The following is a 26,901-nucleotide window of genomic DNA, read 5'->3' as shown; positions in this document are numbered from 1 at the left end:
TGGAGGCTTCCCTTATGGAAAGTATCTACAGCATCTGTTTTATGTGCACGGTAAGGTGTCCCATCAAGGTAATGGTAGAAAATGATGATGTTAAGTTGATTGAAGGTAACCCCCACGTTGCCGGTATTGAAGGGAGCATCTGCCCCAAGGGGGCAGCGGGAGTAAGGCTTTTAAACGATGATGAAAGATTGAAAAGGCCCCTGATCCGCACCGGCCCCAGGGGTTCCGGCCAGTGGCGGGAAGCTTCCTGGGAGGAAGCGCTGGATTATGTGGCGGCAAAACTGGCTGAGGTGAAAGAAAAATACGGCGGGCGAGCCATTGCCCTGGCTGAAAGAGCACAGCTTAACTCCCATATCAGCAAAACATTTTTAAAGGCTCTGGGGTCCCCCAACTACTTCACCCATGATTCCTGCTGTAAGGGCTCCCTGAATACCGCTTTCCGGACCCTGACCGGTTATACCGACGGCCAGGTGGGGGTAGACTGGGGCAAGACCAAACATATAGTTCTTTACGGCCGTAATATTTTTGAATCACTGGAACTCAAGGCAGTCAAGCAGTTGATGCAGGCCCTGGAAAAGGGGACCAGGCTGACTTACATCGACCCGCGGGTTACCGTAACGGCTACCAAAGCCCATAAATACCTGATGATCCGGCCCGGAACGGATCTGGCCCTGAACTACGCTTTGATGCACGTCATATTAAAGGAAGGGCTGTACGACAAGGAATTTGTAAACCGCTGGGTGCTCGGGTTGAAGGAACTGCAGCAATTCGTGGAACCCTATACTCCTGAATGGGCGGAAAAAGAAACCGGCATTCCTGCTTACGAAATAGTTTCTCTGGCCAGGGAGGTCAGCGAGGCCAAGCCGTCGGTGATCTTCCATTATGGCTACCGGTGTTCTCATTACCTTAACGAGATATATTTTAGAAGATCTATTATCATGTTAAACGCCCTTATGGGCAGCATAGAAGCCCCGGGAGGAATCTTTTTCAAGAAGGGCGCCAGGGATGCAGGCAGGAAGCCGCTTAACAAGTTAACAGATCAGGAACTGCCCAAAGTAACCGAGGAAAGATGCGATGGTGTGGGCACATCCAGGCTGCCACTGCCCGATCCGGCCCACGGCGTGGTCCAGATGCTGCCCAAGGCTATTCTGGAAGAAGATCCATATCCGGTTAAGGCGCTACTTGTCTGGCGCTTCAACCCGCTGCTTTCCATTCCGGACTACGAATACACCAGGCGAGCCCTGGAAAATCTCGACCTGTTGGTGACCATAGATATTCAGTTCAGCGAAATAGCCTGGTATTCCGATGTGGTTCTACCCGAATCCACCTATCTGGAAAGGGGAGACTCCATCCAGGAGGCCAATGGTTTGAAACCGGCCCTCTACATGCGCAGGCCCGCTGTATCCCCGCGCTATGATACCAAGCCGGGCTGGGAAATTATGAAATCCCTGGCAGACCGCCTGGGCATCGGGCAGTATTTCCCCTATCATACTCTGGAAGAACTGTGGGCTTACCAGTTGCAGGGGACCGGTATCAGCATCAGCGACTTTGACGAAAAGGGTTATGTTTCCCTCAGCGATGAGGCCATTTACTGGGACCGTAAGGACGGGATTAAGCTGAAGACTCCGTCGGGGAAAATTGAATTTGTGTCCAGCCTGCTGGAGAAAAACGGTTTCCCATCCTTCCCGGCATATGAGCCCGTACCGGCGCCCCCGGAAGGATATTTCCGCCTGATGATCGGCAGAACTGCAGCCCACACCCACGTGTCGACGCAGAATAACCCGCTTTTAAATGAACTGGTCCCCGAAAATGTCCTCTGGATCAATACGCGCCAGGCGGCAAAACTGGGCATTAAAAACGGCCAGATGGTAGAAGTTATCTCTTCCCGGGGCCGGGACACTATCCGCGCCTTTGTCACGGACCTCATCCATCCCGAAGCGGTCTTTATGCTGCACGGTTTTGGCCATAAGGTACCTGTGCAGTCCAGGTGCTACGGTAAAGGGGCCATGGATGCTCTGCTGCAGGAAAACATCACCGATATGGTGGGCGGCAGCCCGGCTTTACAGGGTGTATACGTTACCGTCAGGCCAATTAAATGATTTGTTTGGGTAAATGATTTGCTTAGGAGGTCAACCGATGAGCAGGTATTACCTTTACCAGGACGAGAAAAAATGTATTTCCTGCCGCAGCTGTGAAGTGCAGTGCAAGGTTAATAAAGGTTTGGATCCGGGACCCAGGCCGAACCAGATAGTGGTGGTAGGCCCTGTCCAGGCAGGCAGCCGGCCCCAGGCAACCAGCATTTTCATGCCCTGTTTTCACTGTGAGGAGCCCTGGTGCGTACCGGCCTGTCCCACCGGGGCAGTACAGAAGAGGCCCAAAGATGGGATTGTTTTTATCGTTCAGGAACTCTGTGTGGGCTGCAAGAGCTGCATCATGGCCTGCCCCTGGGGTGCTCCCCAGTGGGATGCCAGGAAGGGGAAGGCCGTGAAGTGCGATTACTGTATGGACCGCATTGATGCCGGCCTCAAACCGGCTTGTGTTACCGCCTGTCCCACCGGGTGCCTTCTTTTCGGTCCTGCCGAGCGGATGCCGGATGTAAAAAGGGTCCGCCATGTCCATCAGATTACTGCTGTGGGGTAGAGTAGATAAAGGAGCAGATATATATGGTCAAGGTTTCCTGTAGTGTCAGGAAAGCGGAGGAAATTGTAAAATCTTATCTGGACATGGAAAGACTTTGCGGCCAGTGCCGCTCCAATCTGAACAGAGCATTAAAGCTGCTGTCCGCCATCAGGAGCGGCAGGGCCCGCCTGGGCGATCTGGAGGGCTTGCTGACCCTGATCAACAGGCTGCACCTTTCCTGCCACTGTGGCCAGGGGAAACGCGTGGCACCGGAAGTAATGGCCATCTTGCGGGAAAACAGGGACGATTTTGTTGTACACATTGAAAACCGGGTCTGTCCCGCTTCCGAATGTTCCCAGCTGGTGCTTGCACCCTGCCAGGCTACCTGCCCGGCGGGCATTGATATCCCCAATTATGTTGCCCTGGTTGGCGAGGGCAGGTATGCCGAGGCATTGCAGCTTATACTTGAGGATGTTCCCCTGCCCGGTGTTCTGGGACGCATCTGCGAGCATCCCTGTGAACGCGCCTGCCGCAGGGGTGAGGTTGACGCTCCCGTATCAATTTGTGCTTTGAAAAGGCTGGCCTACGACCGGGTAAGGGAATTAAGGAATAAGATAAACCTTTTCTCACCAAGGCCTGTCAGGAAGTCCGGCAAAAAAGTAGCGGTGGTGGGATCCGGTCCCGCCGGGCTTTCCTGCGCTTACTTCCTGGCCAGGAGAGGTTATTCCGTAACCATTTTCGAGGCCATGCCCGAGCCGGGGGGAATGCTGGCTTACGGCATTCCCCCGTACCGGCTCCCCCGGGATGTTCTCCGCGATGAAATAGCCCGCATCCAGGCCCTGGGGGTGGAGATAAGGTTAAACAGTCCGGTTAATGGTGAAAACGGCATTGCCCGGTTGCTGGAAGAATATGCGGCGGTATTCCTGGGTACCGGGGCCTGGAAAGGTTCCATCCCCATGCCAAACCATAACTTGTATGACGGGGTTATGGATGGGGTAACCTTTCTCAGGCTGGTAAATCAGAGCCTGCTTGAGGGAAGCGGCCGTCCCGCAGTGGAAGTCGGCGGCAAAAAAGTGGTTGTGGTTGGCGGCGGCAATGTGGCCATTGACGCGGCCCGCGTGGCCCGCCGTTTGGGTGCCCATGAGGTAAGGATTATTTATCGTCGCTCCCGCCAGGAAATGCCGGCCCTGGATGAGGAAATTGAGGCCGCTGAAAGGGAAGGGATTATCCTGGATTATCTCATTTCCCCCACCGGCCTGGGAGGCAGTGGTCGCCGCCTCCAGTATATTGAATGTATCCGGAATATGCTCAGCGAGCCCGACGCTACGGGCCGGCGCTGGCCGGTGCCGGTGAAAAATTCGGAGTTCAAACTGGAAGCTGACATGGTAATTTTTGCTGTGGGCCAGAAGCCGGATCTCTCTTTTCTTTCCGGAGGAGCGGACCCGGTGCAGGTGCAGGTATCCCGCGACCGCATAGTTGTTAACCCGGATACCATGGAAACTTCCCTTCCGGGAGTTTTTGCCGGCGGTGACGCGGTTACGGGCCCTGCCAGCGCTATCAAGGCCATTGCTGCCGGCAAGCGGGCGGCAGCAGCTATAGACGCTTATTTGCGCGGCGAAAAGCCTTCCGCGGCCATCAAGTACCCGGTAAAAAGAAAAGTGGCCGTCCTCATGCAGACGACCGCCCGGGAAAAGAGTTGCTCACGGGCGCACACCTTTGATAACCAGTATTTACCTGAAAAACAGGAGACGTTTGAAGAAGTGATGAAAGGCCTTGAGCCTGAGACCGCGGCTCTGGAAGCGGCCAGGTGTCTGCGGTGCGACCTCTGCATTGCCTGCGGTAAATGTGCCGATACCTGCCGTAAGGTGGGGGCGGAGGCCATTCAACTGGGTTATGTTGAAGGCGGTGAAGGACAGTTAACGGATTTTGAGCGCCCGGCTGCCAGATGCATCGGGTGCGGCAGCTGTTCCGTAAATTGCCCGACCGGGGCCATTACCCTGAAAGACGAGGGCGGGTTCAGGGAAATTCGCATGTGCGGTAGTTTGATGAACCGTGTGGAATTGATAACCTGCCGTATATGCGGGCAATCCTTCGCTTCATCCAGGCACCTGGACTTCATACGGGAGCGCTTAAAAGGTTATCCCGGGCACCTTCATGAGGCTGCCGAAATATGTCCTGCCTGTCTGCGACGGGAATGGGTCGATCAAATCCACGGCATGGGCTTCCCGCCTGCCGATTGGACAGAATTGCTTTCCAGGGCGGTGGAGCGGGAAGCTCCGGTACCGGTAATCCCGGAACTGGAAAAAGATATTTCCGGGCGTTTCCGGGTTTTCCGGGAAGAGCGGGAGGTCATGGAGAGTATACGGCCCCAGGTGCAGAAAATTCACGAGCTTGTGGGCGAATTATCGACTGTCATCCATGCGCCGGAGCGTTCCACCCTGGAAGCGGGCCGGGTTCTCAATATGATTACCGGTATAGCTGAACAGATGAACCTGCTGGCCCTCAACGCTTCCCTTGAGGCGGTCAGAATTGGCGGCCAGGGAAGGGAAGTTGCCGCTTTGATGGGTGAGATCCAGGAACTGGCTTCCCGGTCTGCCCGCGTGGCGACGGAAATAGGTATTTTCATTCAAAAAGTAAAGCAGGAGACATCTCCTGTGGCCGGAAACGGCAATTCCGCCGCCGGGGAAAATCTGGTTTTTACCCTGGAAACCAGGCAGCAATTTAATATTATTGTGCAGCATGTGGAAAATGTTGTCCGGCAGGTGGGACGGGTAGCCAGTTTGGCCGTTGAAATAGGCACCGGACATGAGGAGACTGTTTCCGCAGAAGAGAAAACGGCCTGATAAGACTTCACCCGGAGCGCTTGCATGTGCTCCGGGTGATCCCTATTTTCCTTGAATTGTATTGATTGAGTGAGGCGATGGTATGGTATTATTTAACAGCATCAAGACCCGCATTTTAATACCCATGCTGGTGTTGCCGGCCCTGGGTTTCGGGTTGCTGGCTTTTTATAGTTATACCCATGCAAAAAATATGATTGTCCAGCAGGAAAAGCAACATATTCAGTCCATTCAGGCTTTTGTGGAAAATGATCTGGCCGAAACCACCCGGCGTATTCGACTGGGGATTGAAAGTGTGGTCAATAACCCCCAGGTACAGGAGGCGTTTGCGGCCAGGGACAGGGACAGGCTGGCCGCCCTCACCTCTCCCATCTGGGAAAAAGTTAAGGCGGAAGGAATCGATCAGTTCCAGTTTCACCTCCCGCCGGCCACAGCTTTTCTGCGCCTGCATATGCCCGAAAAATTTGGCGATGATCTTTCATCCTTCCGGGCCACGGTAGTAGAAGCCAACCGGAGTAAAGAGGTGGTGGCCGGTCTGGAAGAAGGGCGGGGAGGTTATGGTTTCCGGGTGGTGGTGCCGGTATTTTACCGGGGACAGCATGTGGGCAGCGCCGAGTACGGCCAGGGCTTTAACCAGGCCCTGCTGGACAAATGGAAGGCAAAGCTGGGTACGGAATTTTTTGTTTACCGGCGCGGGGACAGGGGTATATCACTGGTGGATAAAAGCAACCTCCTGGCCGCCACGGAGGAGAAAGATACATATCCCGTTGAGGAAAGTTTAATTAAAACCTGCCTGGAACAGGGGAAAATGCAGGTGACATACATAAACGGCGGCCGCCAGGCGGTGCAGTTGCTTCCTTTAAAGGATTATTCCGGAGCTACCGTTGCCTATGCCAAGATAATAATAAACAGGGCCGACGTGCTTGCCAGGCTGAACGCCACCCTGTATAACCAGCTTCTCATATTCTCGATTATCGGTGTCCTGATACTTGCCGTTATATATCTGCTCCTTCAGCGCTCGTTAAATCCCATTACCGTACTGGCAGGTGAAATGGTCCGTGCGGGTGAGGGTGATCTTACAGTTTCCCCGGACTGCTCTTCCCGGGATGAGGTGGGGCGGCTGACACAAAGCTTTTGTAGCATGATTGAAAATATCCGCTCCCTGGTTGGCCAGGCCCTTGACACTGCCAGCCGGCTTTCGGCATCCGGGCAGGAGCTTTCCCTTTCCATGCAGCAGGTCTCTGCGGGTGCCCAGGAGACGGCGGGTATTGCCGATAACCTGGCCCGGGTGGCCGGCCAGTTAAATGAAGGAGTGGAGGATTTGGAGAAGAACGTCCACCACGCTTCCCGGTCGGCCCGGGCAGGTGAAGAGGCCATGGAACGGTTGCGCTCCCAGATGGAAGTCAACCAGAACCAGATCAGCGAACTATCTACCGTTATTCATGATCTGGGCCGTCGTTCCCGGGAAATAGGACGGATAGTGGAATTGATCGCCGATATTGCCGACCAGACCAACCTGCTGGCTTTAAACGCTTCCATTGAGGCAGCCCGGGCCGGGGAGCATGGAAAAGGCTTTTCCGTGGTGGCCGATGAAATACGCAGGCTGGCCGAACAATCAGCCCGCGCGGTTACCGAGATAGGAGTTTTTATTGAAGAGGTACAGCGGGAAACGGCCCGCGGGGTCAGCAATGTGGAGAAGAGCGTGCAGAGCATGGGCGAGGGCGCCCGGCTGGCCGCTGAAACAGGGAAGCACTTCATGTCCATTGTTCAGCAGGTTGAAAACATTGTCCGGCAGGTGGAGCGGGTGGCCGGTGCTTCCGGGGAAGTTAGCGCGGCCAGCCAGGAAGTGGCGGCCGCAGCCAGCGAGCAGTCGGGCGCAGTGGAGCGGATAGCCCGGGCAGCTGGGGAACTATCTTCCCTGGCCGCGGAACTGGACTCCCGCGTTCGCCGCTTCAAGTTACATTAACCCGGGTCGACTTCATCGTAAGATAGGGTTGTCACCCTGGTAAATTCGCCCCGTTTCTTTTCTTCTTCAGTAGCCGGTTGTTCTAAAAGATCTTCATTTCCCGGAGCAAACCGGGGTTCTTTTTTCATAGGAACGGGAGGTGTTTTCTTCCTGGCTTTCATTGGGCATCCCAAAATATATTCTCCTTCCGGTTCCGCCCTTTATTCATTAATTTTATTCAGGCGCCGGGCTGCAGCCAGCAGCTGTTCTGCCCGGCGCACAATGGGCAGCTCCACCATTTTCCCTTCAACCTGAATGACACCGCTGCCCGCAGCCCGGGCACGGGTAAAGGCAGCAACTACTTTTTGGGCCCAGGCGATTTCCTCGTCGCTGGGAGTAAAGATTTCGTTTACCGGTGATACCTGGGCGGGGTGGATAACCAGCTTGCCCTGAAAACCCAGCCTGCGGGCGCGGCGGGCGTCTTCCATCAGGAAGGAGATATCTTTGAAGTCGGGATTTACGGTGTCCAGGGGTGGGGCGATACCCGCTGTCCGGGAAGCTACCACCAGCTGGTTGCGGGCGAAAAATAACTCCTCCCCTTCCCGGGAATAAGGTACCCCGATATCCATGGTATAGTCATTGCCTCCAAAGGCCAGGCAGATTACCCGGGGGGCGGCGGCAATTTCCCCGGCCCGGGCAATGCCCCGGGCGCTTTCAATAAAGGGAATTAGTTTGATCTGGCCGGGAGGCAGACCATTTTGCTGTTCCAGCAAAGACAGCAACCAGTCTACCCGGCCTACATCTTCCCCGGATTCAGCCTTGGCCAGCATCAGCCCTGCTACGGGTAAGCCAACCACGGCCTGCAGATCGCGCAGGATATGGGGTGAGGTCACGCCGTTAATGCGGACAAAAGCGGGAATGGGACGGGGAACGCTTAAGAGTTGAACTGCCAGCTGGCGTGCCTGTTCCTTACGGGTTTCTGCCACAGCGTCCTCCAGGTCGATAATAACTGCGTCGGCACCGGCTGCAAAAGCCTTTTCTCCCTTCCTGGGGTCGTCGCCGGGAGTAAAAAGAAGAGTGCGCAGCGGAAACATTGAAAATACACCATCCTTTATAAATTATTACCGGAGCATTGGACACAATCTTTTGACACGGTACGGTTCGGGTAAGTAAAATTATCTCGGACTTGTTTGAGGGAATATCAGTGGCATGGATTGGATATCAAAGCAAGCTGCTGCATCTGCTTCTGCGGAGCACCGGCAGTATATGTACTTTTCAGAGAATTTCTTTTATAATTACGGGATAACTACCAGCCCGGGTTGTTAAGCGATGTCCCGGAAGAGGTTGCTTCCCCGTTTATGACCGGGGTATTATGGAATTAAGTTCGTCGGGGGAAGGTTATTTCCTTTCGGAATAGCTGATAACCTGCCGCATGATTTGCAGTGGCGGGTGGATGGAGGTGTGGGTTTTGCGGGAGATTGCCCTGCCGGATTTTATAGGCGAGTCGGAACACGGGATGATTGTGATGGTATCGGCGCTGGAAGATGAGCTTGAGCCGCTGTTCCAGCGCTTCCACCGGGGGGAAAATGTTCCTTACCGGTTTGGATGGCAGCTGGTACCCCTTGATGCCCAGAACTACCTGGTGACCCTGGATTTGAACTGGGATGGGGGAAACGAAGTGGCCATTGGTTTTACCCCGGAAATGTGGGGCATCCTGCCTGCCGTGCGGCATAAAGACCTGACCGTAATTACCGATTGGGAACTGGTGGGTCAACAAACGGAGATTTCTCCGGCTAAATCCCTGGTTATCCGCCAGGCCTATCGCGGTTTTGACGAGCTAATCAGGCAGGTAGCCCAGATATTACCTCCCCTGCAGGGGTCCCATCCCGGCGAGAAGCTGGAAAAACTCCAGGAAATTCTGGCCGGGTGCGTGGATCCCGGACAGCTCCATTAAATTGCGAAAAGAATAACCCGGCCTTTCCCGGGGTCAAACTACTGGAGCAGGGAGGCCGGGTTTATGCTTGTTTCCGTTTACCGTACGGTACTGATTTATTTTGTTGTTCTGCTGGTAGTGCGCCTGATGGGAAAGCGGGAAATAGGGCAGCTTTCACCCTTTGATTTCGTGGTGGCCATCATCGTCGCTGAGCTGGCGGCTATTCCCATGGAGTCCACCGCTTTTCCCCTGTGGAAGGGGATTATTCCCCTGGTTACCCTGGGTGTTCTGGAGGTTGTTTTAAGCTACCTGGCCCTGCACAGTCCTTTCTTGCGCCGGTTGCTGGACGGTGAACCCCAGGTGGTAATCAGGAACGGGCGCATAGTCAAGGAAGAGTTGCGCCGGGCGCGTTACAATTTGAACGACCTTCTGGCCCAGCTCAGGGAGAAGGGTATCTTTAATGTCGAAGACGTGGAATTCGGCGTTCTGGAGACGTCGGGCAGGTTGAGCGTGCTCCCCAAATCCCAGAAGCGTCCCGTTACTCCCGAAGACCTGGGCCTGTCTACCGGTTACGAAGGTTTGCCCACCATCCTGGTTATGGACGGGCAGGTATTGAGGGAAAACCTGCGCGTGGTCGGCCTCGATGAAACCTGGCTGAAGGAGCGCCTGGCCGCGTACGGTTTGAAGCCGGAACAGGTGTTTCTGGTTACCCTGGGCACCGATGGCCGGCTGTTTATTAATGAAGGTTGATGCCGGCGGCGGGTTCCGGGCGGGGTGCACTTATCCGGCATGCGGCGGCTGCCAGCGGCGGGCAAAACCCTGGGTCAGCCGGTCGATAACAATTGCCATGGCCACTATTGCCAGGCCGGCCTCAAATCCCTTACCCACGGCAACCCGGTTGATTGCCAGCAGCACGTGTTCGCCGACCCCTCCGGCCCCGATCATGCTGGCAATGACTACCATGGCCAGCGCCATCATCGTTGTCTGGTTGACCCCGGCGAGGATTGCGGGCATCGCCAGGGGCAGTTTCACTTCGTACATCAACTGCCAGGAGGTGGCGCCAAACGCCCTTGCCGCTTCCAGTATGGTTTCCGAGACCTGGCGGATACCCAAACTGGTGAGCCGTACTACCGGCGGGGCAGCGTAAATAACGGTAGCGATCACTGCTGGTACCTTGCCCAGGCTGAAAAGCATCATGGCCGGGATCAGGTAGACAAAGCTGGGCATGGTCTGCATGGCGTCCAGAAGAGGGGTTGTAATGGAGTTCACCCGCCTGGATTCAGCCATGATAATGCCCAGCGGGATACCCAGGACTAACGAGATTATGACGGAAGTAATTACAATGGCAAGCGTTTCCATGGCAGCTTCCCAGAGGCCAAATACCCCGATGCTGAGCAGCAGGATAAGCAGGCCGGCGGTGTTCAGCAGCTTGCGTCCCTGATACCAGCAGATACCTGCAACCAGGGCAATCCAGAACCACCAGGGGATGAATAGTAAAATGGCCTGGATCTGGAGTAAAGTTTTCAGGATGATGTTGCTCAGCGAGGAAAAGAAGGTTCCCCACTGGACGGTGATCCATTTTACAAAGGCGTCGATGTAAGGAGCGATATGAAATTGTAAACTGGCGGGGAACAAGCCCTATCACCTCCCTTAGCCGGCGATGAATTTCCGTCCTGCCGTGTGGGCAAGCTTTTCAACACGCTTGTCAGCAGTGCCGGACATAAGCATGAACCGTCGTTCGTCCTGGACAAAGCGGCGCACGTAATCGTTTGCCGGGTGCATGATTATCTCCTGCGGCCTGCCGATCTGGACAAAGGTGCCCTGCTGCATCACCGCCATCCGGTCTCCCATCCGGAGGGCCTCATTAAGATCATGGGTTACAAATACAATTGTTTTGCGAAGTTCTTTCTGGAGGCGGAGCAGTTCATCCTGCATCTCCCTGCGGATGAGAGGATCAAGGCCGCTGAAGGGTTCGTCCATTAACAGCAACTCGGGGTTTTGAACCAGTGCCCGGGCAATACCCACCCGCTGCTGCATGCCGCCGGAGAGGGCGGCGGGGTAACGTGTTTCCCAGCCTTCCAGCCCCACCTGCCTGATGGCCTCTCTGGCTGCCGATTCCCGTTCTTCACGGTCGACGCCGCGCAGCTTCAACCCGAAGGCGACGTTTTCCAGCACTGTGCGGTGGGGCAGTAATCCGTAATGCTGAAAAACCATGGCCACGCGTGTCCGCCGGAACCGGTTCAGCTGGTGTTCATCCATGGATGTCACTTCTTCGCCCCCAACTTTGATCTTCCCCGCGGTTGGTTCGATCAGTCTCAACAGGCAGCGAATTAAGGTGGATTTGCCGCTTCCGGATAGCCCCATAATCACAAAAACTTCACCCCGGGCGACCTTAAACGAAATATCACAGACTGCCGCCACCGCTCCTTTTGCTATTGCTTCTTCCAGGGAAAAGGGTTTGGTCAGGTCTATGTTCCTTTCATGGGGACCGTATATTTTCCACAAGTGTTCCACTTCAAGAAGGATATCTGTACCGGAACTCATGCTATTTCACCTCATTCAAGGCTCTGGAGACGCGGTCGGCAACGTCTTGGGGGACCCATTGTTTCCAGTGCTCCGGGTATTGTTTGAGGAACCAGATAGCGGCTGCCTTCGCATCATCGCCATGATCATGCATGTAAGCCAGGGCTTCGTTGGTTTGTTCAAGAGTGGTGCGGTAGTTTTTAAGAAATTCAACCACTTCAGGTGCGGTTTTTTCCAGGCTGCTGTTTATGGCCACCGTGACCCTGCACGAAGGGAAGGCACAACCGCGATCGGAATTCCACCTTTCATTACTGTAGGGCGGCTCTTCCAGCATGGTCATGTCCAGCTTGCCCATGATCCATGTGGGTTCCCAGTAATAACCAAGCCAGGGTTTTCCCTGTTCATAGGCCGTGACAATGGAAGTGGCCAGTGCCGTATCGGAGCCGGTAATAAAGTTGTTGAAATACCTGTCAAGCCCGTAGGTCTTCAGCTTTTGCGTGTTTATGTCCGTGACCACCCATCCCGGTGGGCTGTTGTAAAACCGGCCTTTTTCCGGCTGTTCCGGGTCCTTAAATAACTCCCAGTACCTGGGCAGGTCTTCTACCGACTTGAGCTCCGGAGCCAGCGGCTTAATTCCGCGTGCCGGATCTCCTTTAATCACATATGTCGGTACGTACCATCCCTGGGGGGCATCGGGGAAATTTGTCCCCAGTTCTTTAACGGCGCCGGAATCCAGCGCTTTCTGATACGCTTCGCGAACATTGTCGACCCATATCTCCATGGTTACATCTACACTTCCTTTTTCCAGCCCCTGAAGAATGGGTATGGTTTCCCCGAACATATAGTTGACCGGGTAACCGTAACCGTGCTCAATGATAAAAGCGGCGATGCGGTTATGAATCTGCACGCTGTCCCAGCTGAAGTCTCCAAAAACGATTTCAGGCTTGTTTTCCCCAGTTGTGCTCTGGTTGCCGGAAGCGCTGCACCCCGCCGCAAGCAGAATAACAATTAAGAGGAGTGAAGTTAAAGTAATAAAACGGTGCCGGAAATAGCGGGGGTTTTTCTTTTTCCACATGAGCGACCCTCCAATCTTTATTTGATTGAAATACTGGTGTAGTGATAGCAGCAGGGATGGTAAGGGAGAGGTGGTTTAAGGATCAGGAAACTTTTCATCACTGACAAAATACATTCTGTGGACAAGTTGTCTGTTAAAATCTTACTAAAAAATTTATTACATGTCAATTAATCATTCAAAAAATTAACCCATTTTAAAAGGAATCTGTCTGGAGAAGTAGAAATTACCGGATAAAAATGAAAAAGCGGGGGCAAGGGCGGTGTTTGAAATTTCAAGGCGACATCAGCTGATTATTTTGATCATTGCCGCCGTACTGATTTTTGGTGGGGGATACCGCTACGCCTTGTGGCAGCAGGGGTCGAGCCTTGAGAAACCGGTGCTGGAGCAGCCGGAGTCCCGGGAAAATCCGGCGGGGGAAGGGGAGATGCTTGTCCATGTTGCCGGTGCCGTGGAAAAGCCGGGAGTATACCGCCTGTCACCCGGCGCCAGGGTGCAGGACGCCATTAAAATGGCCGTTGCTCTTCCCGAGGCGGACCTGGATATTTTAAACCTGGCTGCTCCTTTAACGGATGGTCAAAAAATTGTTGTGCCGTTAAAACAAGCGGGTAACGATGCCGTTGTTATGCCCGGGCAGGGCCTGTCCCGCCCCGCTCCTGTAAGTGCTACTTCGTCCGGAAACCCCTTTGCCCGGCCGGTAGTTGACCCGCGGGTTTCCGGGAGCGGCGGCTCACTGGTAAATATCAATACGGCCAGCCAGGAGGAGCTGGAAACCCTGCCCGGGATCGGGCCCTCCCTGGCCCAGCGCATCATCCAGTACCGGGAAACCAGCGGCCCCTTTAAAGTGCCCGAAGACATTAAAAATGTATCGGGCATTGGAGAAAAAAGGTATGAACAGCTGAAGGATTACATAACGGTTTATTAGATATTGTTGCAAAATATTCAGGTCAGCGGTCCTCCCCCGTCGCTCCTTGCTGCGGGCTAAACGGAGCGTAATTTGCACTGCCTTTTGTTAGCCCCGGCGGTGTCGTGTTTCGTTGCCGGCCTTCAGTAACGTCGCTCCTTGGGGAAGGCCGCCATCCATCCAGTTCCGGTTTTTCGACGGTATCCCAATTAACCATATTAACTGTTTTCGTTGATCTGGTTTTTCAGGAGGGAATTTTTGTGTTCGTTCCCGTGGCAAGTCTTATTCCTGATCATGCTAGCCTGCAGAACAATATGCCTGGCGGGATTTCCGCTGCCCCGGATCAAGCCTTTGCCTTCATGCTGGCCTCTGCTCTGGAATCGTCTTTGAAAAATGAAAAGACCGGTGAGGGAAAACAGGTTGCTGGTGATATTTCCCCCCTATCAATAACGCTTTTCTTTTTACTGCTTGGGGCAGGGAACGGGGAAATCTTACCTCTATGGACAGCTTTGAGCTTATTGCTGTCCGGGGAGGGAAACAGGGAGCAAAAACCGGCTGCTGCCGGCAGCAACGAGCGACCGTCCGGGGCCGGTAGGTATGATGCCCTGTTCGACCGGGTGGCGGCAAAATATGGCCTTGAACCGGCCCTGCTCAAGGCGGTGGCCAGGGTGGAATCGAGCTTCAATCCCCATGCCGTTTCCCCGGCCGGTGCGGTAGGGTTGATGCAGCTTATGCCGGCCACGGCAGCAGCCATGGGGGTGCGCAATCCCCTGGACCCCGGGGAGAATTTAGAGGGTGGGGCGCGCTATTTGAAATCCTTGCTGGAGAAGTTTAACGGGAATGTTGAGCTGGCCCTGGCCGCTTATAATGCCGGTCCGGGAGCAGTGCAGCGTTATGGCGGCATACCTCCATACCGCGAAACGCAACAGTACCTCCAGCGGGTTGCTGCTGCAAGATACGAGTTCCTGGTTTGAGGTTATCAATATTTTCAGGAGGAAACGGTTACCCCGGATTGAAGGGTAAAAAAGCAGGGTAGGGCTTTGGTATGAAGCCCTACCCTTATCAACTAAAAGTCATCCTTTAAATTTAAGAGAGCCTTGCGGTCACCCTCTTCAGCCAGCGCTTCCTCCCCTGCTTTTACCAGCTTGCGAACCATATTGCCGCCTATTTTGCCCGCTTCCCGTACGGTTAATTCATCCCCGGCATTGGCCAGATCATCTTCCAGCCCCAGTTCCTTGGCCGTTTCCCACTTAAGCCTGTCCAGTTGCCTTTCTGTACGCAGTTTATCGTTATCCTTCTTGTGTCCCATATAATAATCACCTCAGGATTAGAATGCTTCAGCGGTCCGGTTATATACAAGAAAAAATTTTTATCTGCTGGTAAAGCCATAAAATTTTTCAACGTTTTTACCCTGTAAAAAATAGATTTCCCAACTGAAAGATGATGCATATGACGACAGGAAATGAGGTAGAGGCCGAGAACAGTTTATAAAAAGTAATGCCCTTTTTTTAGAGGTGTGATCATTGGTTTCCAGGCCCCTGGTTTTTTTGACCCTCGCTTTTGCAGCCGGTATTTCTCTGGCGGAAGCCCGGGAGTGCCACCCGGGTGTGGCCTTTTCGCTTTGTCTTATCCTTTTGCTGGCGGCCGTGGTGGGGTATTTTTTTCACTGGTCTTTTAACCGGTGGATCATGCTGGCCCTGTTTCTGGCCCTTGGTTTCACTCTGGCCACGGTGGAAAAAGGCAGGGTCAGCCCTGTCCTTGATGAATATACCGGGCACTGGGTAACTCTGGAGGGCGTGGTCAGCCGGGAGGCTGATATCCGCCCGGACCGGGTTTACTACTGGCTGGAAGCCCGTAGAATATCTATGGGGCGGGAAACCCTGGAACTGCAGACGCCGGTTCTGGTGCGGGCTGACGCTCCCGGTCCTGTTTATTCCTACGGGGATTACCTTAGCCTGCATGGCCTGCTGGTTCGTCCGCCGGATGCAGGTAACCCGGGAGAATTTGATTACCGTGCCTACCTGGCACGCCGGGGTGTGGGGGCAATTCTCATTGTACGCGAGCCGGCTTCCATACAGAAAAAGGGTACCGGCGGGAACCCGGTTGTGCGGGGAATCCTGCGGTTGAAGGAAAAACTCCTGGCGGTGAGCCAGGCAACCCTGCCTCCAGAAAAGGCCGCCCTTATAAACGGCATCGTTTTTGGCAGCCAGGGGCAGATAGATCGCAAGACGTGGCAGCTTTTCAGCGAGTCCGGTGTGGTGCATATTCTGAGCGTCAGCGGGCTGCATGTGGGTCTTGTTCTGGCCGGGGCGCTGGCCCTGGTCAGGCTGGTACGCCTGCCCTTTAACCTCACCGCCCCCCTTGTTAGCGTTGCCCTGCTCCTGTACGCCATCTTATGCGGCCTGGGCCCGGCGGTAACCCGCTCTACAATCATGGCCCTTATGTTTCTATGGGCCCACCACCTGGACCGTTCCCGGGACTGGCCCACCACCCTGGCTGCGGCAGCCCTGGTCAGCCTGATCGTCAGGCCCCTCTCCCTCTATGACATCGGGTTCCAGCTTTCCTTTGCTGCCACCTGGGGCATCCTCTACCTGGGACCGGTGCTGGACGGGCTATTAAAAAATGTCATCCGGCATACGTGGTTAAGGGCGGCCCTCTGGGTTTCCCTGGCCGCCCAGCTGGCCACCCTGTCCCTGACTGCCCGGTACTATAACCTGGTTTCCCCGGTATCCTTACTGGCCAACCTGGCGGCAGTGCCCCTCACCGGAATGATTCTCGCCCTGGGCACGGCCTCTTCCCTTCTTGGCCTGGTTGTTCCCGCCCTGGCCGGCTTCATAAACATCAGCACCTCTTTGCTCCTGGACCTGTTTATAAAGCTGGTATCCCTCTGCCGGGCCCTGCCCGGTTCGGTAATCTACGTTCCCACGCCGCCTTTTTTCCTGGTGGTGGCCTGGTATCCCCTTTTGTTTTTGGGAGTTTTGCTTGTCTCAAACGAGGGCCGGGCCGCTTTGCGCCAATTTTTCAGCCGCCATCACCGCTTATTGCCGGTGGTTTTCATGGGCGGAGGACTTTTGATATCTATTTTTCTCTTTAAAAGTCCCGGGGAAAAACAACTGGTGGTCCATTTCATCGATGTGGGCCAGGGGGACAGTATTCTCGTCCAGACTCCCGGCGGCAAGAACATGCTGGTGGATACCGGGGGCTGGCCGGGGGAACTGGAAACGGGGGAAGGGGCGGGGGAAAAGGTGGTGGTACCCTACCTGCGCCGCCTGGGCGTCAGGCACCTGGACGTGCTGGTGCTCACCCATCCCCACGAAGATCATGCCGGGGGAATGAAGGCGGTGGTTGAAGCCTTTCCGGTGGATCTGGTCCTGGTGTCACCGGTGGGCGGGACGGGGAATCATCCTGCAACTTCCCGCCAGCAGAATAATGACGGAGTTCCTTTAGCCTACAAGGCAACCATTGCCGGGTTGGCCGCCCGGGGCGTGCCGGTAAAAGCGGTGGCGGCCGGAGACCGCCTGCACCTGGACCCGGCCCTGGAGATACGGGTGCTGGGGCCTCCCCGCCCGCTGCTCACCGGCACCCGATCCGATCTCAACAATGCTTCGGTGGTACTGCGGGTCCAGTACGGAGAAAAAGTGCTGCTGCTTACCGGGGATATGGAGGTGGAAGCCCAGCAAGCGTTGGTAAACAGAGGGGTTGACCCGGGGTGCAGCGTGCTCAAAATACCCCACCACGGCAGCCGTTACCTGCTCCCCTCTTTCCTGGAAAAAACATACCCGGAGGTGGCGGTGATATCCGTGGGGCGGCACAACAATTTCGGGCATCCCGCCCCGGAAACCCTGGAACACCTGGCCCGGCTGCCGGTTAAGGTTTACCGCACCGACCTGGACGGGGCGGTTATTCTCCGCACGGACGGCAAACGTATCCTTGTCCGGACGGGCCGCCTGCGCCAGGCGGCTTAATTAATAATTTTGTAAGCTGGCCATAATTGATGCCGGGCTGGGGCCCAGTGCCCCCGACCTGATCGGCAATTTGAAGAAGCTTGCCTTCGACCCCTTTACAGTGAAATATCTTATAGCGACGCACGGTCACATCGACCATACGGGAGGGCTGGCTTATCTTAAAGAGAAATTACGGGCCGAAGTGGTGGCCCATGAGCTTGAGCTCCCGGAGTAGAAGGGAAAAATATTGTGCTGACCGCAGCAAGTTATTATTTTTTATTTTATATTTTTATCCACGGCAGGAAAAGTGTTGTCGATGTCCAATAAGGTAAAAGAGCCTGGAGGTGGATGCTGCCTGCTGATGAGTTGTAATTAATCGCTATAATTTTTTATATATTCTAATGAGTAACGTTAAACATATATGTGAAGGTGTAAACATTCACAAGTAAAAATTATATCGTTCCTACTGTTCAGCCTGTAGTCGATCATCTTCTGGTCTCTGTAATAAGCACTGCTTTATAAGGAAACGGCTGCGGGGAGGGAAAGGCCGATGACTTCAAAAGAAAGGCTTCAAAGACTGAGCGTGCTCGCCGGGGTCGTCATGGTGTTGTTTGCCATTTGCTTTTTTCAGCTGGTCTACCTCCACCTGGCTTTCCGGCAGACGGAGCGGGCTTTTAGCGAGAGGATGGAGAAGCTGATCCTGTCGTCCCGGCTGGTGGAACTCACTTCCCGCAGAACACTGTCACAGTCGGATCAGGAGCTGATGCGGTCTTATGCCCGGCGCCTGGCCGGGCTGACCCGCACACGCCAGGGCCAGCAACTCTCCCGGGATCTTGCTGCAGCCGTTGATCTTTTTCTTTCCCGGCCTCCAGAAGAGCGTGCCGCGTTCCGTGCCGAGCTCGAGGATTTAGCCCTGGAAAATGACAATTATCAGCGCAGCAGGTTGAAGGAAGAAATTTTGCTGTCCAATAGGGATTTCCAGCGCCTCTTCAGGGTTGTGGCAGCTACCAGTGGAAGTGCGTTTTTAGTGAGTGTAATTATAATGGTTTTGTTCTGGGTCTGGCTTTTACGCCAGAGCGAGGTGAACCGCCTGGTGGTCAGATGTACCCGCAACGGCGTGCTGGTTGGTGACCGCCGCGGCAGGATAGCTCTGGCCAACCCGGTTTTTGCCGGTCTGGCGGGTAAGACCCCCGGAGAGCTGGCGGGGCGTCCCCTGGAAGCTGCAGGACCGACGGGAGCGCTCCTGGCCCGCCGCATCGAAAGAGGTGAAGAAGTGACCGGGCGGGAAGTCTTGTGGCAGACCCCCGACGGGTGTACGAAATGTTTCTCCGTGGACGTGATTCTCTTGAAAGAGCGGGATGACCGGGTGCGGGGCGGCGTGGCCGTGTTGAGGGACATCACGGCCCAGTGGCTCGCACAGCAGAGGGCGGAGGAGGAAAAAGCCGCCTTGAAGGAGCTGGCCAGGCGTGATGGGCTCCCGGGCTTTTAAACCACAGGGCGCTGATGGAACATCTGGAAGTTCTGGTGGCAAAAGCGCTGCGTGAACAACAGCCCCTTGCCCTCATCATGCTCGACCTGGATTACTTCAAGATATACAACGACACCCTGGGCCACCTTGCCGGTGACGGGCTCCTGCGTGAATTTGCCCGGCTGCTGGAGAAGAACGTGCGCTCAGAGGACCTGGTGGCCAGGTACGGCGGTGACGAGTTTGCCGTGGTACTCCCCAATACCGACGGGGTAAGTGCCTTTCAAATTGCCGAAAGGCTGCGGAAGCAAATTGAAGCCCACCCCTTCCCGGGGAGGGAGGTACTGCCCGGGCACTGCCTGACCGTATCCATCGGGGTAGCCGACACCACCTGTGCAGGGGTGAGCTCGGCAAGCCTGCTGGTTAAGGGCGCGGACGAGGCCCTCTATGTGGCAAAGCTGGGTACACGCAACCGGGTGGAGCTCTACCACAGTGCGCTCTCCGAATTGAAAGAAACCGTGCGGGCGGAACAGAGGGAGGCCCTTCTGGTCGCTGTGCGCACAAACCTTCTGTTTTTGCACATGCGGGATCAGTATACTTACAACCACTCCGAGAGGGTTAACAGATATACGCGGTTAATTGCCCGGGAAATGGGTCTTTCTCCCGATGAAATGCGGATGTTGTGCATGGGAGCCGTGCTTCACGACATCGGCAAGGTATGCGTTCCCCCGCAAATACTCACCAAATAAGGGCCCCTGGATCCGGAGGAGTGGGAGGAGGTGAAAAAGCACCCGCAGTACGGGGAGGGAGTGCTGTCACCTTTTTCTCTTCCCCGGCCGGTGATCGAGATCGTGCTGCATCATCACGAACGTTATGACGGCGGAGGTTACCCCGCAGGCTTAAAAGGTGAGAAAATACCTCTTTTTGCCCGCATTGTTAGCGTGGCCGACGCCTTTGACGCCATGACGGTGGACCGGCCCTACCGCCGGGCACTTTCCATCCCCGCTGCTCTTCGGGAACTGCGCTGCAATGAAGGATCCCAGTTCGACCCGGAAGTGGTTCAAAGATTTGTCCGCGCAGTAGAAGAAGGAGCACTGGAGGAGAGCCGGTCCGGGGCTTCATCGCCGGAAAATAAGCAGGAACGGAGGGATGACATTTGTTCAAGCTGAAAGGACTCCGGGCACAGTTTTTAAGCGGCTTTGCCGTGGCTGCTCTTTTTGCTTTACTGGTCTGTAGTCTGGTCATATATCTGGTAGACCGGAGCCTGGCCGACCTGGATGAGGTGAAGACGGTCAACGAAAGGATTCAGCTGGCTTTTAAGGCTTCCGAGCTGGGCTATCAGAAAAGCAACTATGCCCGCGGATATCTCCTCTATGGCATTCCCGACTATTACAGCCAGTGGGAGGCTGCTACGGCCGAGCAGGCCAAAACCCTGGAGTACCTTTTAAGCATTACCCGCCGCGAGGAAAACAGAGTCCTGGTGCGGCAGATGATCGAAGCCAGCAGGCGTTACGACGATTTTGTGCGTGACCAGGTGATGGTCCCGGCCCGCTCGGGGAACCGTGAAGCGGCACTGAAAGCAGCCGCGGGCCGGGGAAAGGACCTGGCCGACGAAATGTTCCAAACAATCGAGAATTACCAGAGCAAGCGGGGCAATGAAATTGCCTCCCTGCAGGAACGGGTTATGGCCAGGGTTAAACCCGCCCGGGCTGCGGCCATAGGTTTTACTCTGGCCGGTCTGGTGGTGGGGGCAGGCCTTTGTCTCTGGCTGGCCAGCCGGGTGGCGCGGGCGGCCGCCACGCTGGCCTCCGCCGCTGCGGCTGCCGCTGCGGGAGAACTGACCGGCAGGGTAGAAATCCGGCGCAGCGATGAGATAGGTGAACTGGCTGCTGCCTTTAACCGGATGATCGAGCAACTCCGTACCCTGGTGGGTAAGGTAACCGAAACGGCCACCGAACTGGCCGCTCAAAGCCAGCAACTGGCTGCCAGTACCGAACAGTTGCAAGCGGTCACCCAGAACACGGCCGCTACGGCTGCCCAGATTTCCGCGGGTGCCCAGGAGGCTGCTGCCAGCAGCGAACAGGTGGCCAGGACTTCGGGCCAGGTAGAGGATGCGGCTAAAGAGGGTATCAAAGCTGTGGAAGCGGCCACGGTACGAATGGGGGAAATTGCCCGTATCGTCCAGCAAAACGGCAGGCTGATGCAGGTGCTCAGCGAACGTTCGGCACAAATCGGCAGCATCACCGAGACCATTGCCGGCATTGCCGACCAGACCAATCTGCTGGCGCTGAACGCCGCCATCGAGGCAGCCAGGGCCGGCGAGCACGGGCGCGGTTTTGCTGTGGTGGCCGAAGAAGTGAGAAAACTGGCCGAGAGCAGTGCCAGGGCGGCCGGGGAAATAGAACAGCTGGTCAAGTCCATCCAGCAGGATACCCGTCAGGCGGTGAAGGCAGTGGAGGAATCCTCCGCAGCCATGGAGCGGGGTGTGGAATCGGTAGAGGACACTGGAAAGAAGTTGCACGAGATCCTGACCCGGGTCGCCGAGGTTCTGCAGTCTATTCGTGAGGTGGCCCAGGTTGTCGAACAGTTCAGCAAGAGCAGCCAGCAGTTAAGCGGTGCCACCCAGGACATTGAACATGCCGTCCAGCAATCGTCACAGCTGGCGCAGGAACTGGCCAGGCGGGCGGAGAACCTGAACGCCGGGGTGAGTGTTTTCCGCCTGGCCTGAGGAGAGTAGATGGTGGCTATCATCTGGTTTAATTTTCATCTTCCAGACTTCCGTTCACCTTTTGCCGACAGCCCGCGGGAAATGTTCAGAATCCCACGGGTTTTTGCTTTTTAGGGTTAAATGATGGCCACTGATAGCCACGATGCTGTGCGGTTAAAATAAAGATAAAAAGAAGCAGGTGAAAATTTTTGTGGCTGTTCAAAAATCGCGGCAACAAGATTCCAGGATTCGGGTAAATGAAGAGGCATCTCTGGAACTGGCTCCGCGTTCGGGGGCCGTTCGGCTGGTAATGCCCGCAAGGGAAATAGGTACTGCGGGCATCATCATGATTGGCCTGTCCGGTGTTATTGGAGCAGGTATCTTTGTGGCCAGCGGGATTCCCATACGCATTGCCGGACCGGCGGCTATCATATCCTACCTGGCCGGCGCTATTATAGTTATACCGGTTATGCTTTACCTGGCCGAGATGGAGTCTGCCTGCCCATCCACAGGGGCTTTTAGTGATTACGCCAACCGCTTTCTGGGTCCTTTAATGGGATTTGTCACCGGGTGGATGTACTGGTCTGCGGGCGTGCTGGGTATGGCAACAGAGGTCACGGCTTCCGCACTGTTGATGCACTGGTGGCTGCCCGGCTGGCCGCTCTGGCTTTTCAGCCTGTTATTTTCCCTGTTGATCATTACCACTAACCTGCTGGACATTGGCAGGTTCACCAGCATTGAAGGGTTGTTTTCGGGCGTAAAAATACTGGCCCTGCTGGTGTTTATCCTGGCCGGGCTGGCCGTATTAACCGGGCTGTGGCCGGGTTTGGAGCCTGCTGGAGCTACAAATTATTTTGCCCATGGAGGGTTCTTCCCCCATGGCTTAAAAGGGGTTCTGGCTTCCCTTTTGCTGGTTGTTTTTGCCTATTCGGGTATTCAGGTGGTTTGTATGACGGCGGCACAGGCTACCAATCCCAGGCGTACCATACCCAGGGCCGTTGTGGGTACCGGGCTGGCCGTAACCTTTTTAAATACCGGTGCTGTTTTCCTGCTGGTTGGACTATTGCCCTGGTTTACTGTTCCGGTCAATTCCAGTCCCTTTGTCGTGGTTCTTGAAAAGTTGCACATTCCTTTTGGCAGTCATCTATTAAACGCTGTTATTATAACGGCTGTACTTTCCAGCATGAACACCACCATGTTTGGGGTTACCCGGATGCTAAAATCTCTGGCTGAGCGGGATGAGGCTCCCCGGTTTTTATTAAAGACAAACCGCCGGGGTGTTCCCACCAGGGCGCTGGCGGCCAGCGGCATATTTTTAAGCATTGCTGTCATCCTGGCTTATCTGCTTCCGCAGAAGGTATTTCTTTATGTGGCCAGTGCCAGCAGTTTTATTTCCCTCTTCAACTGGGTGGTAATAACAGTAACATATCTCAGCTTTCGCCGGAAGCTGCCGCGCCCGGGGGGGCCTTTTGTCCTGCCCGGTTATCCTTATTTGCCCCTGATGTCCCTTTTGCTTTTACTGGTTGTGCTGGCCTCGATTCCTCTTTCCCGCAGCCAGATTCCCGGGATGGTAAGCGGGGTTGTTCTGTCACTTGTGTATACCATGATATTTTTCCTTTTCATCAGGCGGCGCAGGGTGACCCCGCAGGTATAACATCATGCATCGGCCTAATTTTAGCCCGGGCAGGTATGGGATGCTTCTGATGTTTGGGTGATGCAGGGAGGCATGATGCAGCTGAGTAACGGGAGGTGGGTTTACGGTCCACCTCCCGATTTTTTAGGCCGGGATAATTTATAGATGTATGGAGTAGACCGGGGAATATGGTTCCGTACGCCCGATGAATCGGTATGGTTCTTGCAACAAGAACCTGGCGGCAATAAGCTCGTGGAAAGGGGTGCGGATATTGAACCTGGAATGTTTCCTTTATGATGTCAGGGACTCGATTCTGGTACTGACCATGAACCGGCCGGAAGTGCGCAACGCCTGGAACCGGCAAATGCATGATGAGTATCTGAAGGTTATGCGAGCTGTTAACGAAGACGATTCCATCCGCGTGGTTATCCTCACCGGTGCTCCCCCCGCCTTCAGTTCAGGGACGGACTTAAAGTCTTTTAGCGAGGGGGTTGCCAGTTTTGAGGCTTCCCTCTCCCGGGGAGGAGCCGGCCAGGAAATTACTCTGATGCGTGAATTCAAAAAACCAATCATTGCCGCCATCAATGGTGCGGCAGTAGGCCTGGGGGCAACCATTACCCTGATGTGCGACATAAGGATGGCTGCTGAAAGCGCCACCATATGTTTCCGTTTTACCCAGCTGGGAGTTGTTCCGGAGTTTGCCAGCCCCTACATGCTGCCCAGGATCGTGGGCCTGGGCAGGGCCATGGACCTCTGCCTGACCGCCCGCACCATTACTGCCCGGGAAGCGCTGGAAATGGGCCTGGTGTCCCGGGTGGTCCCTGATGATCAGCTGATGCCGGCGGCCATGGAGCTGGCCAGGGATCTGGCTTCTAAAAAGGAACATGCCATACGCATGACCAGGGAAATGCTGTACCGTCACCTGGATACCGACTTTTGCACTGCGGTGCAACATGATGCGGTGGATTTTATGGAAGCCGTCAGATTGACCTTTGGTGGGAGGTAGAGATAATGCGGACCAGAATTACAGAGCTGCTGGGAATCAAGTATCCGATTATTCAGGGGGGTATGCAGTGGCTTTCCAGGGCCGAATTTGCAGCTGCCGTTTCCAATGCCGGCGGGCTGGGAATTATTACAGCAGCCACGCACCCTACCAAGGAAGCCCTGGTGGAAGAAATCCGCAAGGTAAGGGCTTTAACCGACAAGCCGTTTGGAGTTAATATTTCCATGCTGCCCGAAGTTGGGCCCCGGGATAAGACGGCCGCTTATTTTGAGGCTGTGATTGAGGAAAAGGTGCCCGTGGTGGAAACCTCCGGGCGCAGTCCGGAGGAATATGTTCCCTACTTGAAACAGGCGGGAATTAAGTTGATCCACAAGGTGCCGGCTGTCCGCTATGCTCAAAAGGCCGAGCGGGTGGGGGCAGATGCGGTTACCATCGTGGGATTTGAATGCGGCGGTCATCCCGGCATGGATGACGTAACCACCATGGTTTTAACGCCCAGGACGGTTGATAGCGTATCCATACCGGTTGTTGCCGGCGGCGGTATAGCCGACGCCCGCGGTTTTGTGGCTGCCCTGGCGCTGGGTGCCGAGGGGGTGGTTATGGGTACCAGGTTTGTGGCCACCACAGAATCCCTGGCCCATACCAATTTAAAAGAGTGGATGGTGAAAGCCCGGGAAACGGATACGGTCATCATCCAGCGTTCCATCCGGAATGCTGCCCGGGTAATAAAGAATTCTGCTGCGGAAAAGGTTCTGGAGATGGAGGCCCGTGGAGCAACCCTGGAGGAATTGCTCACCATAATCAGCGGTCAGGTGGGCCGCCGCGCATTGTTTGAGGGTGATCTCGAGGGAGGGACATTTGCCATGGGCCAGTGTGTGGGGCTGGTTTATGAAATCAAACCGGTTAAAGAAGTAATTGAAGAACTGGTCAGCGGGGCCGAAGAAATACTGGCCCGGCTCCAGGGGATGCTGAAGTAATGTTCATAATCTAATCAAATTTGTTAAATTGTTTAACATGCTCTCTTTTATTTATATCTCTTGTTATTAGAAGACCCGGGATACAAAAGCTGTATAATTCGACTAAATTTTCTTGACAGGGAAAAGTTTTGTTGATTTAATAAAAATAAGCACAACATAAGTAGAAATTTAGCCACTCCCAGCGGGCAAACCTGGTGAAAGCCGGGGACGCAAAGCCACAGGTCTAAGGTTTCCGTGGTATCTCCCGGGGACTATGACGGCTGGGTTGCAAGGGAGAAAAGTGCCGCAGGAAAGCATGTGCCTGTCTCCCTGCGGCTTTTTTACTTTAAAGCATGAAAGGGTGGGGGACACTGTCGCAGGGCAAAAACAGTTTACAAAAACTGTTCGCAGAGAGGACAGGTGAAGCGTTTGGTTTTAAAGGTGGGGTGGCCTGCGGTGGGGTTTAATTTGAGCGAGCGTGAGCGGCAGCTGGCCGGTCTATTTCTGCGCTGTCTCGTCCGGGCCAATGAATACGGGCCGGTGGACGTGGGCGCTTTCATTCATTCCTTCCGGGAATACCTGTATGGAAGTTTTGTGCCACCGGAAAAGAAAAAGCCTTTAAGACAATGTAAATGCCTCTACTGTGGCGCGGATTTTTTCACCGAAAAAGAAAACCGGAAATTTTGCAGTGTATTATGCGTGTCGGAGTGGAACAGGAAATACAGGGTTGCGGAGAGAAAATAGCCGGAGGTTTACAGTTAGCACTGGCCGTTTAATTACCCGGTGATGCAGGATATTTGCCAGGGTCCGGAGAAAACACATCGTAGGGAACGGCTTCTTTCCGGAAATCCCTTAAAGGGTTTTTAAGGTAATACCATCAAGCTTTAGTGGATAAAAAAGCCAGTTAGAAGGGAAGCGTTTGCCGTGATTTCCTTAAGGGGACACCACCTGATTTGCCTCCAATTTTATCGTGGAGAAGGATATGATAAGAGATTTGTGGAAAATCTGGAAGGGGTTTTAATGAGGGCTGAAGGGGGCGAAGAAATACTGGTGGTAAGTGGCCCGGACGATATTTGTCGTTCCTGCCCGACGCTCCGGGATAAAGAGTGCGTTTCCTGGCCCGGAGCAGATGCGGAAATAAGGCAGATGGACGCTCAGGCAATGGGGTACCTCGGTGTTGAAACCGGGTCGAAGGTACGCTGGCAGGATATAAAAGCCAGGGTAATGGCTGTCTCCCGGGAGTGGCTGGCCTCCTTCTGTAAGGGTTGCGGGTGGGAAGAAGTTTGCATTGAAAAAAAGAAGAACTGGGGATTGGTTTGAGCTCAAAAGGTACGGGGTTATTGGTCAACTCCGGGCC

At 54.8% G+C, this 26,901-nt stretch carries 23 protein-coding genes, 1 pseudogene and 1 riboswitch; of the genes and pseudogenes, 18 read left to right on the top strand and 6 right to left on the bottom strand.

Annotated elements, in window-relative coordinates; translation table 11 throughout:
* Positions 1–14: 14 nt before the first annotated feature.
* The 4 genes from BR83_RS0101605 to BR83_RS0101590 all read left to right on the top strand — a co-directional run bounded on the left by BR83_RS0101605 (position 15) and on the right by BR83_RS0101590 (position 7,425).
* Positions 15–2,099, top strand: coding sequence for a molybdopterin-dependent oxidoreductase (locus tag BR83_RS0101605; protein ID WP_027355610.1), 2,085 nt, complete (start codon positions 15–17; stop codon positions 2,097–2,099).
* Positions 2,100–2,136: 37 nt separating this feature from the next.
* On the top strand, positions 2,137–2,640 hold the full coding sequence (locus BR83_RS0101600) for a 4Fe-4S dicluster domain-containing protein (RefSeq protein ID WP_027355609.1): 504 nt from the start codon (positions 2,137–2,139) through the stop codon (positions 2,638–2,640).
* A 23-nt stretch (positions 2,641–2,663) separates the two neighbouring features.
* The gene (locus tag BR83_RS0101595; RefSeq protein ID WP_027355608.1) at positions 2,664–5,462 is read left to right on the top strand and encodes an NAD(P)-binding protein; all 2,799 of its coding nucleotides are present in this window, start codon (positions 2,664–2,666) and stop codon (positions 5,460–5,462) included.
* 82 nt (positions 5,463–5,544) lie between these two features.
* On the top strand, positions 5,545–7,425 hold the full coding sequence (locus BR83_RS0101590) for a methyl-accepting chemotaxis protein (RefSeq protein ID WP_027355607.1): 1,881 nt from the start codon (positions 5,545–5,547) through the stop codon (positions 7,423–7,425).
* On the opposite strand, the gene BR83_RS17060 is transcribed toward BR83_RS0101590, so the two are convergent.
* Positions 7,422–7,586 (bottom strand): hypothetical protein, encoded by a 165-nt coding sequence (locus BR83_RS17060; protein ID WP_157832941.1) that lies wholly within the window; start codon positions 7,584–7,586, stop codon positions 7,422–7,424. The genes BR83_RS0101590 and BR83_RS17060 overlap by 4 nt on opposite strands.
* Positions 7,587–7,625: 39 nt before the next feature.
* Complete coding sequence (locus BR83_RS0101580) at positions 7,626–8,498, bottom strand: HpcH/HpaI aldolase/citrate lyase family protein (protein WP_027355606.1); 873 nt, start codon at positions 8,496–8,498, stop codon at positions 7,626–7,628.
* A gap of 359 nt (positions 8,499–8,857) precedes the next feature.
* On the opposite strand from BR83_RS0101580, the gene BR83_RS0101575 reads away from it, so the two are divergent.
* Both BR83_RS0101575 and BR83_RS0101570 read left to right on the top strand, forming a co-directional pair.
* On the top strand, positions 8,858–9,358 hold the full coding sequence (locus tag BR83_RS0101575; RefSeq protein WP_157832940.1) for a hypothetical protein: 501 nt from the start codon (positions 8,858–8,860) through the stop codon (positions 9,356–9,358).
* Between the two features lie 63 nt (positions 9,359–9,421).
* On the top strand, positions 9,422–10,087 hold the full coding sequence (locus BR83_RS0101570; RefSeq protein ID WP_027355604.1) for a DUF421 domain-containing protein: 666 nt from the start codon (positions 9,422–9,424) through the stop codon (positions 10,085–10,087).
* A gap of 30 nt (positions 10,088–10,117) precedes the next feature.
* Here BR83_RS0101570 and BR83_RS0101565 read toward each other — a convergent pair whose 3' ends face one another.
* From BR83_RS0101565 to BR83_RS0101555, 3 genes are read right to left on the bottom strand one after another with little or no spacing between them, the layout of a single operon-like run.
* Entirely contained in the window at positions 10,118–10,972 is an 855-nt protein-coding gene (locus BR83_RS0101565) for an ABC transporter permease (RefSeq protein ID WP_027355603.1), read from the bottom strand.
* Between the two features lie 15 nt (positions 10,973–10,987).
* The gene (locus BR83_RS14730) at positions 10,988–11,881 is read right to left on the bottom strand and encodes a quaternary amine ABC transporter ATP-binding protein (RefSeq protein ID WP_084327027.1); all 894 of its coding nucleotides are present in this window, start codon (positions 11,879–11,881) and stop codon (positions 10,988–10,990) included.
* A 1-nt stretch (position 11,882) separates the two neighbouring features.
* Positions 11,883–12,935, bottom strand: coding sequence for an ABC transporter substrate-binding protein (locus BR83_RS0101555; RefSeq protein ID WP_027355602.1), 1,053 nt, complete (start codon positions 12,933–12,935; stop codon positions 11,883–11,885).
* Between the two features lie 259 nt (positions 12,936–13,194).
* Between BR83_RS0101555 and BR83_RS0101550 the strand changes: the two genes are divergently transcribed.
* Both BR83_RS0101550 and BR83_RS16270 read left to right on the top strand, forming a co-directional pair.
* Positions 13,195–13,857 carry a helix-hairpin-helix domain-containing protein gene (locus BR83_RS0101550; RefSeq protein ID WP_027355601.1) on the top strand — a complete coding sequence of 221 codons (663 nt, stop codon included), beginning with the start codon at positions 13,195–13,197 and terminating at the stop codon, positions 13,855–13,857.
* A 239-nt stretch (positions 13,858–14,096) separates the two neighbouring features.
* Positions 14,097–14,810, top strand: a complete 714-nt coding sequence (locus BR83_RS16270; protein ID WP_051617722.1) for a lytic transglycosylase domain-containing protein — start codon at positions 14,097–14,099, stop codon at positions 14,808–14,810.
* 92 nt (positions 14,811–14,902) lie between these two features.
* Here the strand turns inward: BR83_RS16270 and BR83_RS0101540 are convergent, their stop codons facing one another.
* Positions 14,903–15,145 (bottom strand): alpha/beta-type small acid-soluble spore protein, encoded by a 243-nt coding sequence (locus BR83_RS0101540; protein ID WP_027355600.1) that lies wholly within the window; start codon positions 15,143–15,145, stop codon positions 14,903–14,905.
* 214 nt (positions 15,146–15,359) lie between these two features.
* Here BR83_RS0101540 and BR83_RS14720 point away from each other — a divergent pair, with 214 nt between their 5' ends.
* From BR83_RS14720 to BR83_RS0101495, 10 genes and pseudogenes are all read left to right on the top strand, one after another.
* Positions 15,360–17,801 (top strand): DNA internalization-related competence protein ComEC/Rec2, encoded by a 2,442-nt coding sequence (locus BR83_RS14720; RefSeq protein WP_034634201.1) that lies wholly within the window; start codon positions 15,360–15,362, stop codon positions 17,799–17,801.
* A gap of 70 nt (positions 17,802–17,871) precedes the next feature.
* On the top strand, positions 17,872–18,015 hold the full coding sequence (locus BR83_RS16555) for an MBL fold metallo-hydrolase (protein ID WP_242839599.1): 144 nt from the start codon (positions 17,872–17,874) through the stop codon (positions 18,013–18,015).
* A gap of 315 nt (positions 18,016–18,330) precedes the next feature.
* Positions 18,331–19,269, top strand: a complete 939-nt coding sequence (locus BR83_RS14715) for a PAS domain-containing protein (RefSeq protein WP_034634198.1) — start codon at positions 18,331–18,333, stop codon at positions 19,267–19,269.
* Positions 19,270–19,283: 14 nt separating this feature from the next.
* A pseudogene (locus tag BR83_RS17480) lies at positions 19,284–20,414 on the top strand (diguanylate cyclase).
* Positions 20,402–21,973, top strand: a complete 1,572-nt coding sequence (locus tag BR83_RS16260; RefSeq protein WP_051617720.1) for a methyl-accepting chemotaxis protein — start codon at positions 20,402–20,404, stop codon at positions 21,971–21,973. The pseudogene BR83_RS17480 and the gene BR83_RS16260 overlap by 13 nt, the downstream one beginning before the upstream one ends.
* A gap of 190 nt (positions 21,974–22,163) precedes the next feature.
* Entirely contained in the window at positions 22,164–23,606 is a 1,443-nt protein-coding gene (locus BR83_RS0101515) for an amino acid permease (protein ID WP_027355599.1), read from the top strand.
* A gap of 250 nt (positions 23,607–23,856) precedes the next feature.
* Positions 23,857–24,591 carry an enoyl-CoA hydratase/isomerase family protein gene (locus BR83_RS14700; protein ID WP_051617719.1) on the top strand — a complete coding sequence of 245 codons (735 nt, stop codon included), beginning with the start codon at positions 23,857–23,859 and terminating at the stop codon, positions 24,589–24,591.
* A 5-nt stretch (positions 24,592–24,596) separates the two neighbouring features.
* The gene (locus tag BR83_RS0101505; RefSeq protein WP_027355598.1) at positions 24,597–25,565 is read left to right on the top strand and encodes an NAD(P)H-dependent flavin oxidoreductase; all 969 of its coding nucleotides are present in this window, start codon (positions 24,597–24,599) and stop codon (positions 25,563–25,565) included.
* 174 nt (positions 25,566–25,739) lie between these two features.
* Positions 25,740–25,838, top strand: a riboswitch (cyclic di-GMP riboswitch).
* A 126-nt stretch (positions 25,839–25,964) separates the two neighbouring features.
* Positions 25,965–26,288: a hypothetical protein gene (locus tag BR83_RS0101500; protein ID WP_242655785.1), complete on the top strand. Its 324-nt coding sequence runs from the start codon at positions 25,965–25,967 to the stop codon at positions 26,286–26,288.
* Between the two features lie 180 nt (positions 26,289–26,468).
* A complete protein-coding gene (locus BR83_RS0101495; RefSeq protein ID WP_027355596.1) occupies positions 26,469–26,864 on the top strand; it encodes a DUF1284 domain-containing protein in 396 nt (131 codons plus the stop codon).
* Positions 26,865–26,901: the final 37 nt, after the last annotated feature.

This window comes from Desulfofundulus thermocisternus DSM 10259 (assembly GCF_000686645.1).
GTDB classification, from domain to species: domain Bacteria; phylum Bacillota; class Desulfotomaculia; order Desulfotomaculales; family Desulfovirgulaceae; genus Desulfofundulus; species Desulfofundulus australicus.
This window is presented reverse-complemented; position numbering and strand designations above follow the sequence as displayed.

Coding starts and splice junctions, on each gene's coding strand:
- BR83_RS0101605 (WP_027355610.1), top strand. CDS start 15: ATGGAAAGTATCTACAGCATCTGTTTTATGTGCACGGTAAGGTGTCCC.
- BR83_RS0101600 (WP_027355609.1), top strand. CDS start 2,137: ATGAGCAGGTATTACCTTTACCAGGACGAGAAAAAATGTATTTCCTGC.
- BR83_RS0101595 (WP_027355608.1), top strand. CDS start 2,664: ATGGTCAAGGTTTCCTGTAGTGTCAGGAAAGCGGAGGAAATTGTAAAA.
- BR83_RS0101590 (WP_027355607.1), top strand. CDS start 5,545: ATGGTATTATTTAACAGCATCAAGACCCGCATTTTAATACCCATGCTG.
- BR83_RS17060 (WP_157832941.1), bottom strand. CDS start 7,586: ATGAAAGCCAGGAAGAAAACACCTCCCGTTCCTATGAAAAAAGAACCC.
- BR83_RS0101580 (WP_027355606.1), bottom strand. CDS start 8,498: ATGTTTCCGCTGCGCACTCTTCTTTTTACTCCCGGCGACGACCCCAGG.
- BR83_RS0101575 (WP_157832940.1), top strand. CDS start 8,858: ATGGAGGTGTGGGTTTTGCGGGAGATTGCCCTGCCGGATTTTATAGGC.
- BR83_RS0101570 (WP_027355604.1), top strand. CDS start 9,422: ATGCTTGTTTCCGTTTACCGTACGGTACTGATTTATTTTGTTGTTCTG.
- BR83_RS14730 (WP_084327027.1), bottom strand. CDS start 11,881: ATGAGTTCCGGTACAGATATCCTTCTTGAAGTGGAACACTTGTGGAAA.
- BR83_RS0101555 (WP_027355602.1), bottom strand. CDS start 12,935: ATGTGGAAAAAGAAAAACCCCCGCTATTTCCGGCACCGTTTTATTACT.
- BR83_RS0101540 (WP_027355600.1), bottom strand. CDS start 15,145: ATGGGACACAAGAAGGATAACGATAAACTGCGTACAGAAAGGCAACTG.
- BR83_RS14715 (WP_034634198.1), top strand. CDS start 18,331: ATGACTTCAAAAGAAAGGCTTCAAAGACTGAGCGTGCTCGCCGGGGTC.
- BR83_RS0101505 (WP_027355598.1), top strand. CDS start 24,597: ATGCGGACCAGAATTACAGAGCTGCTGGGAATCAAGTATCCGATTATT.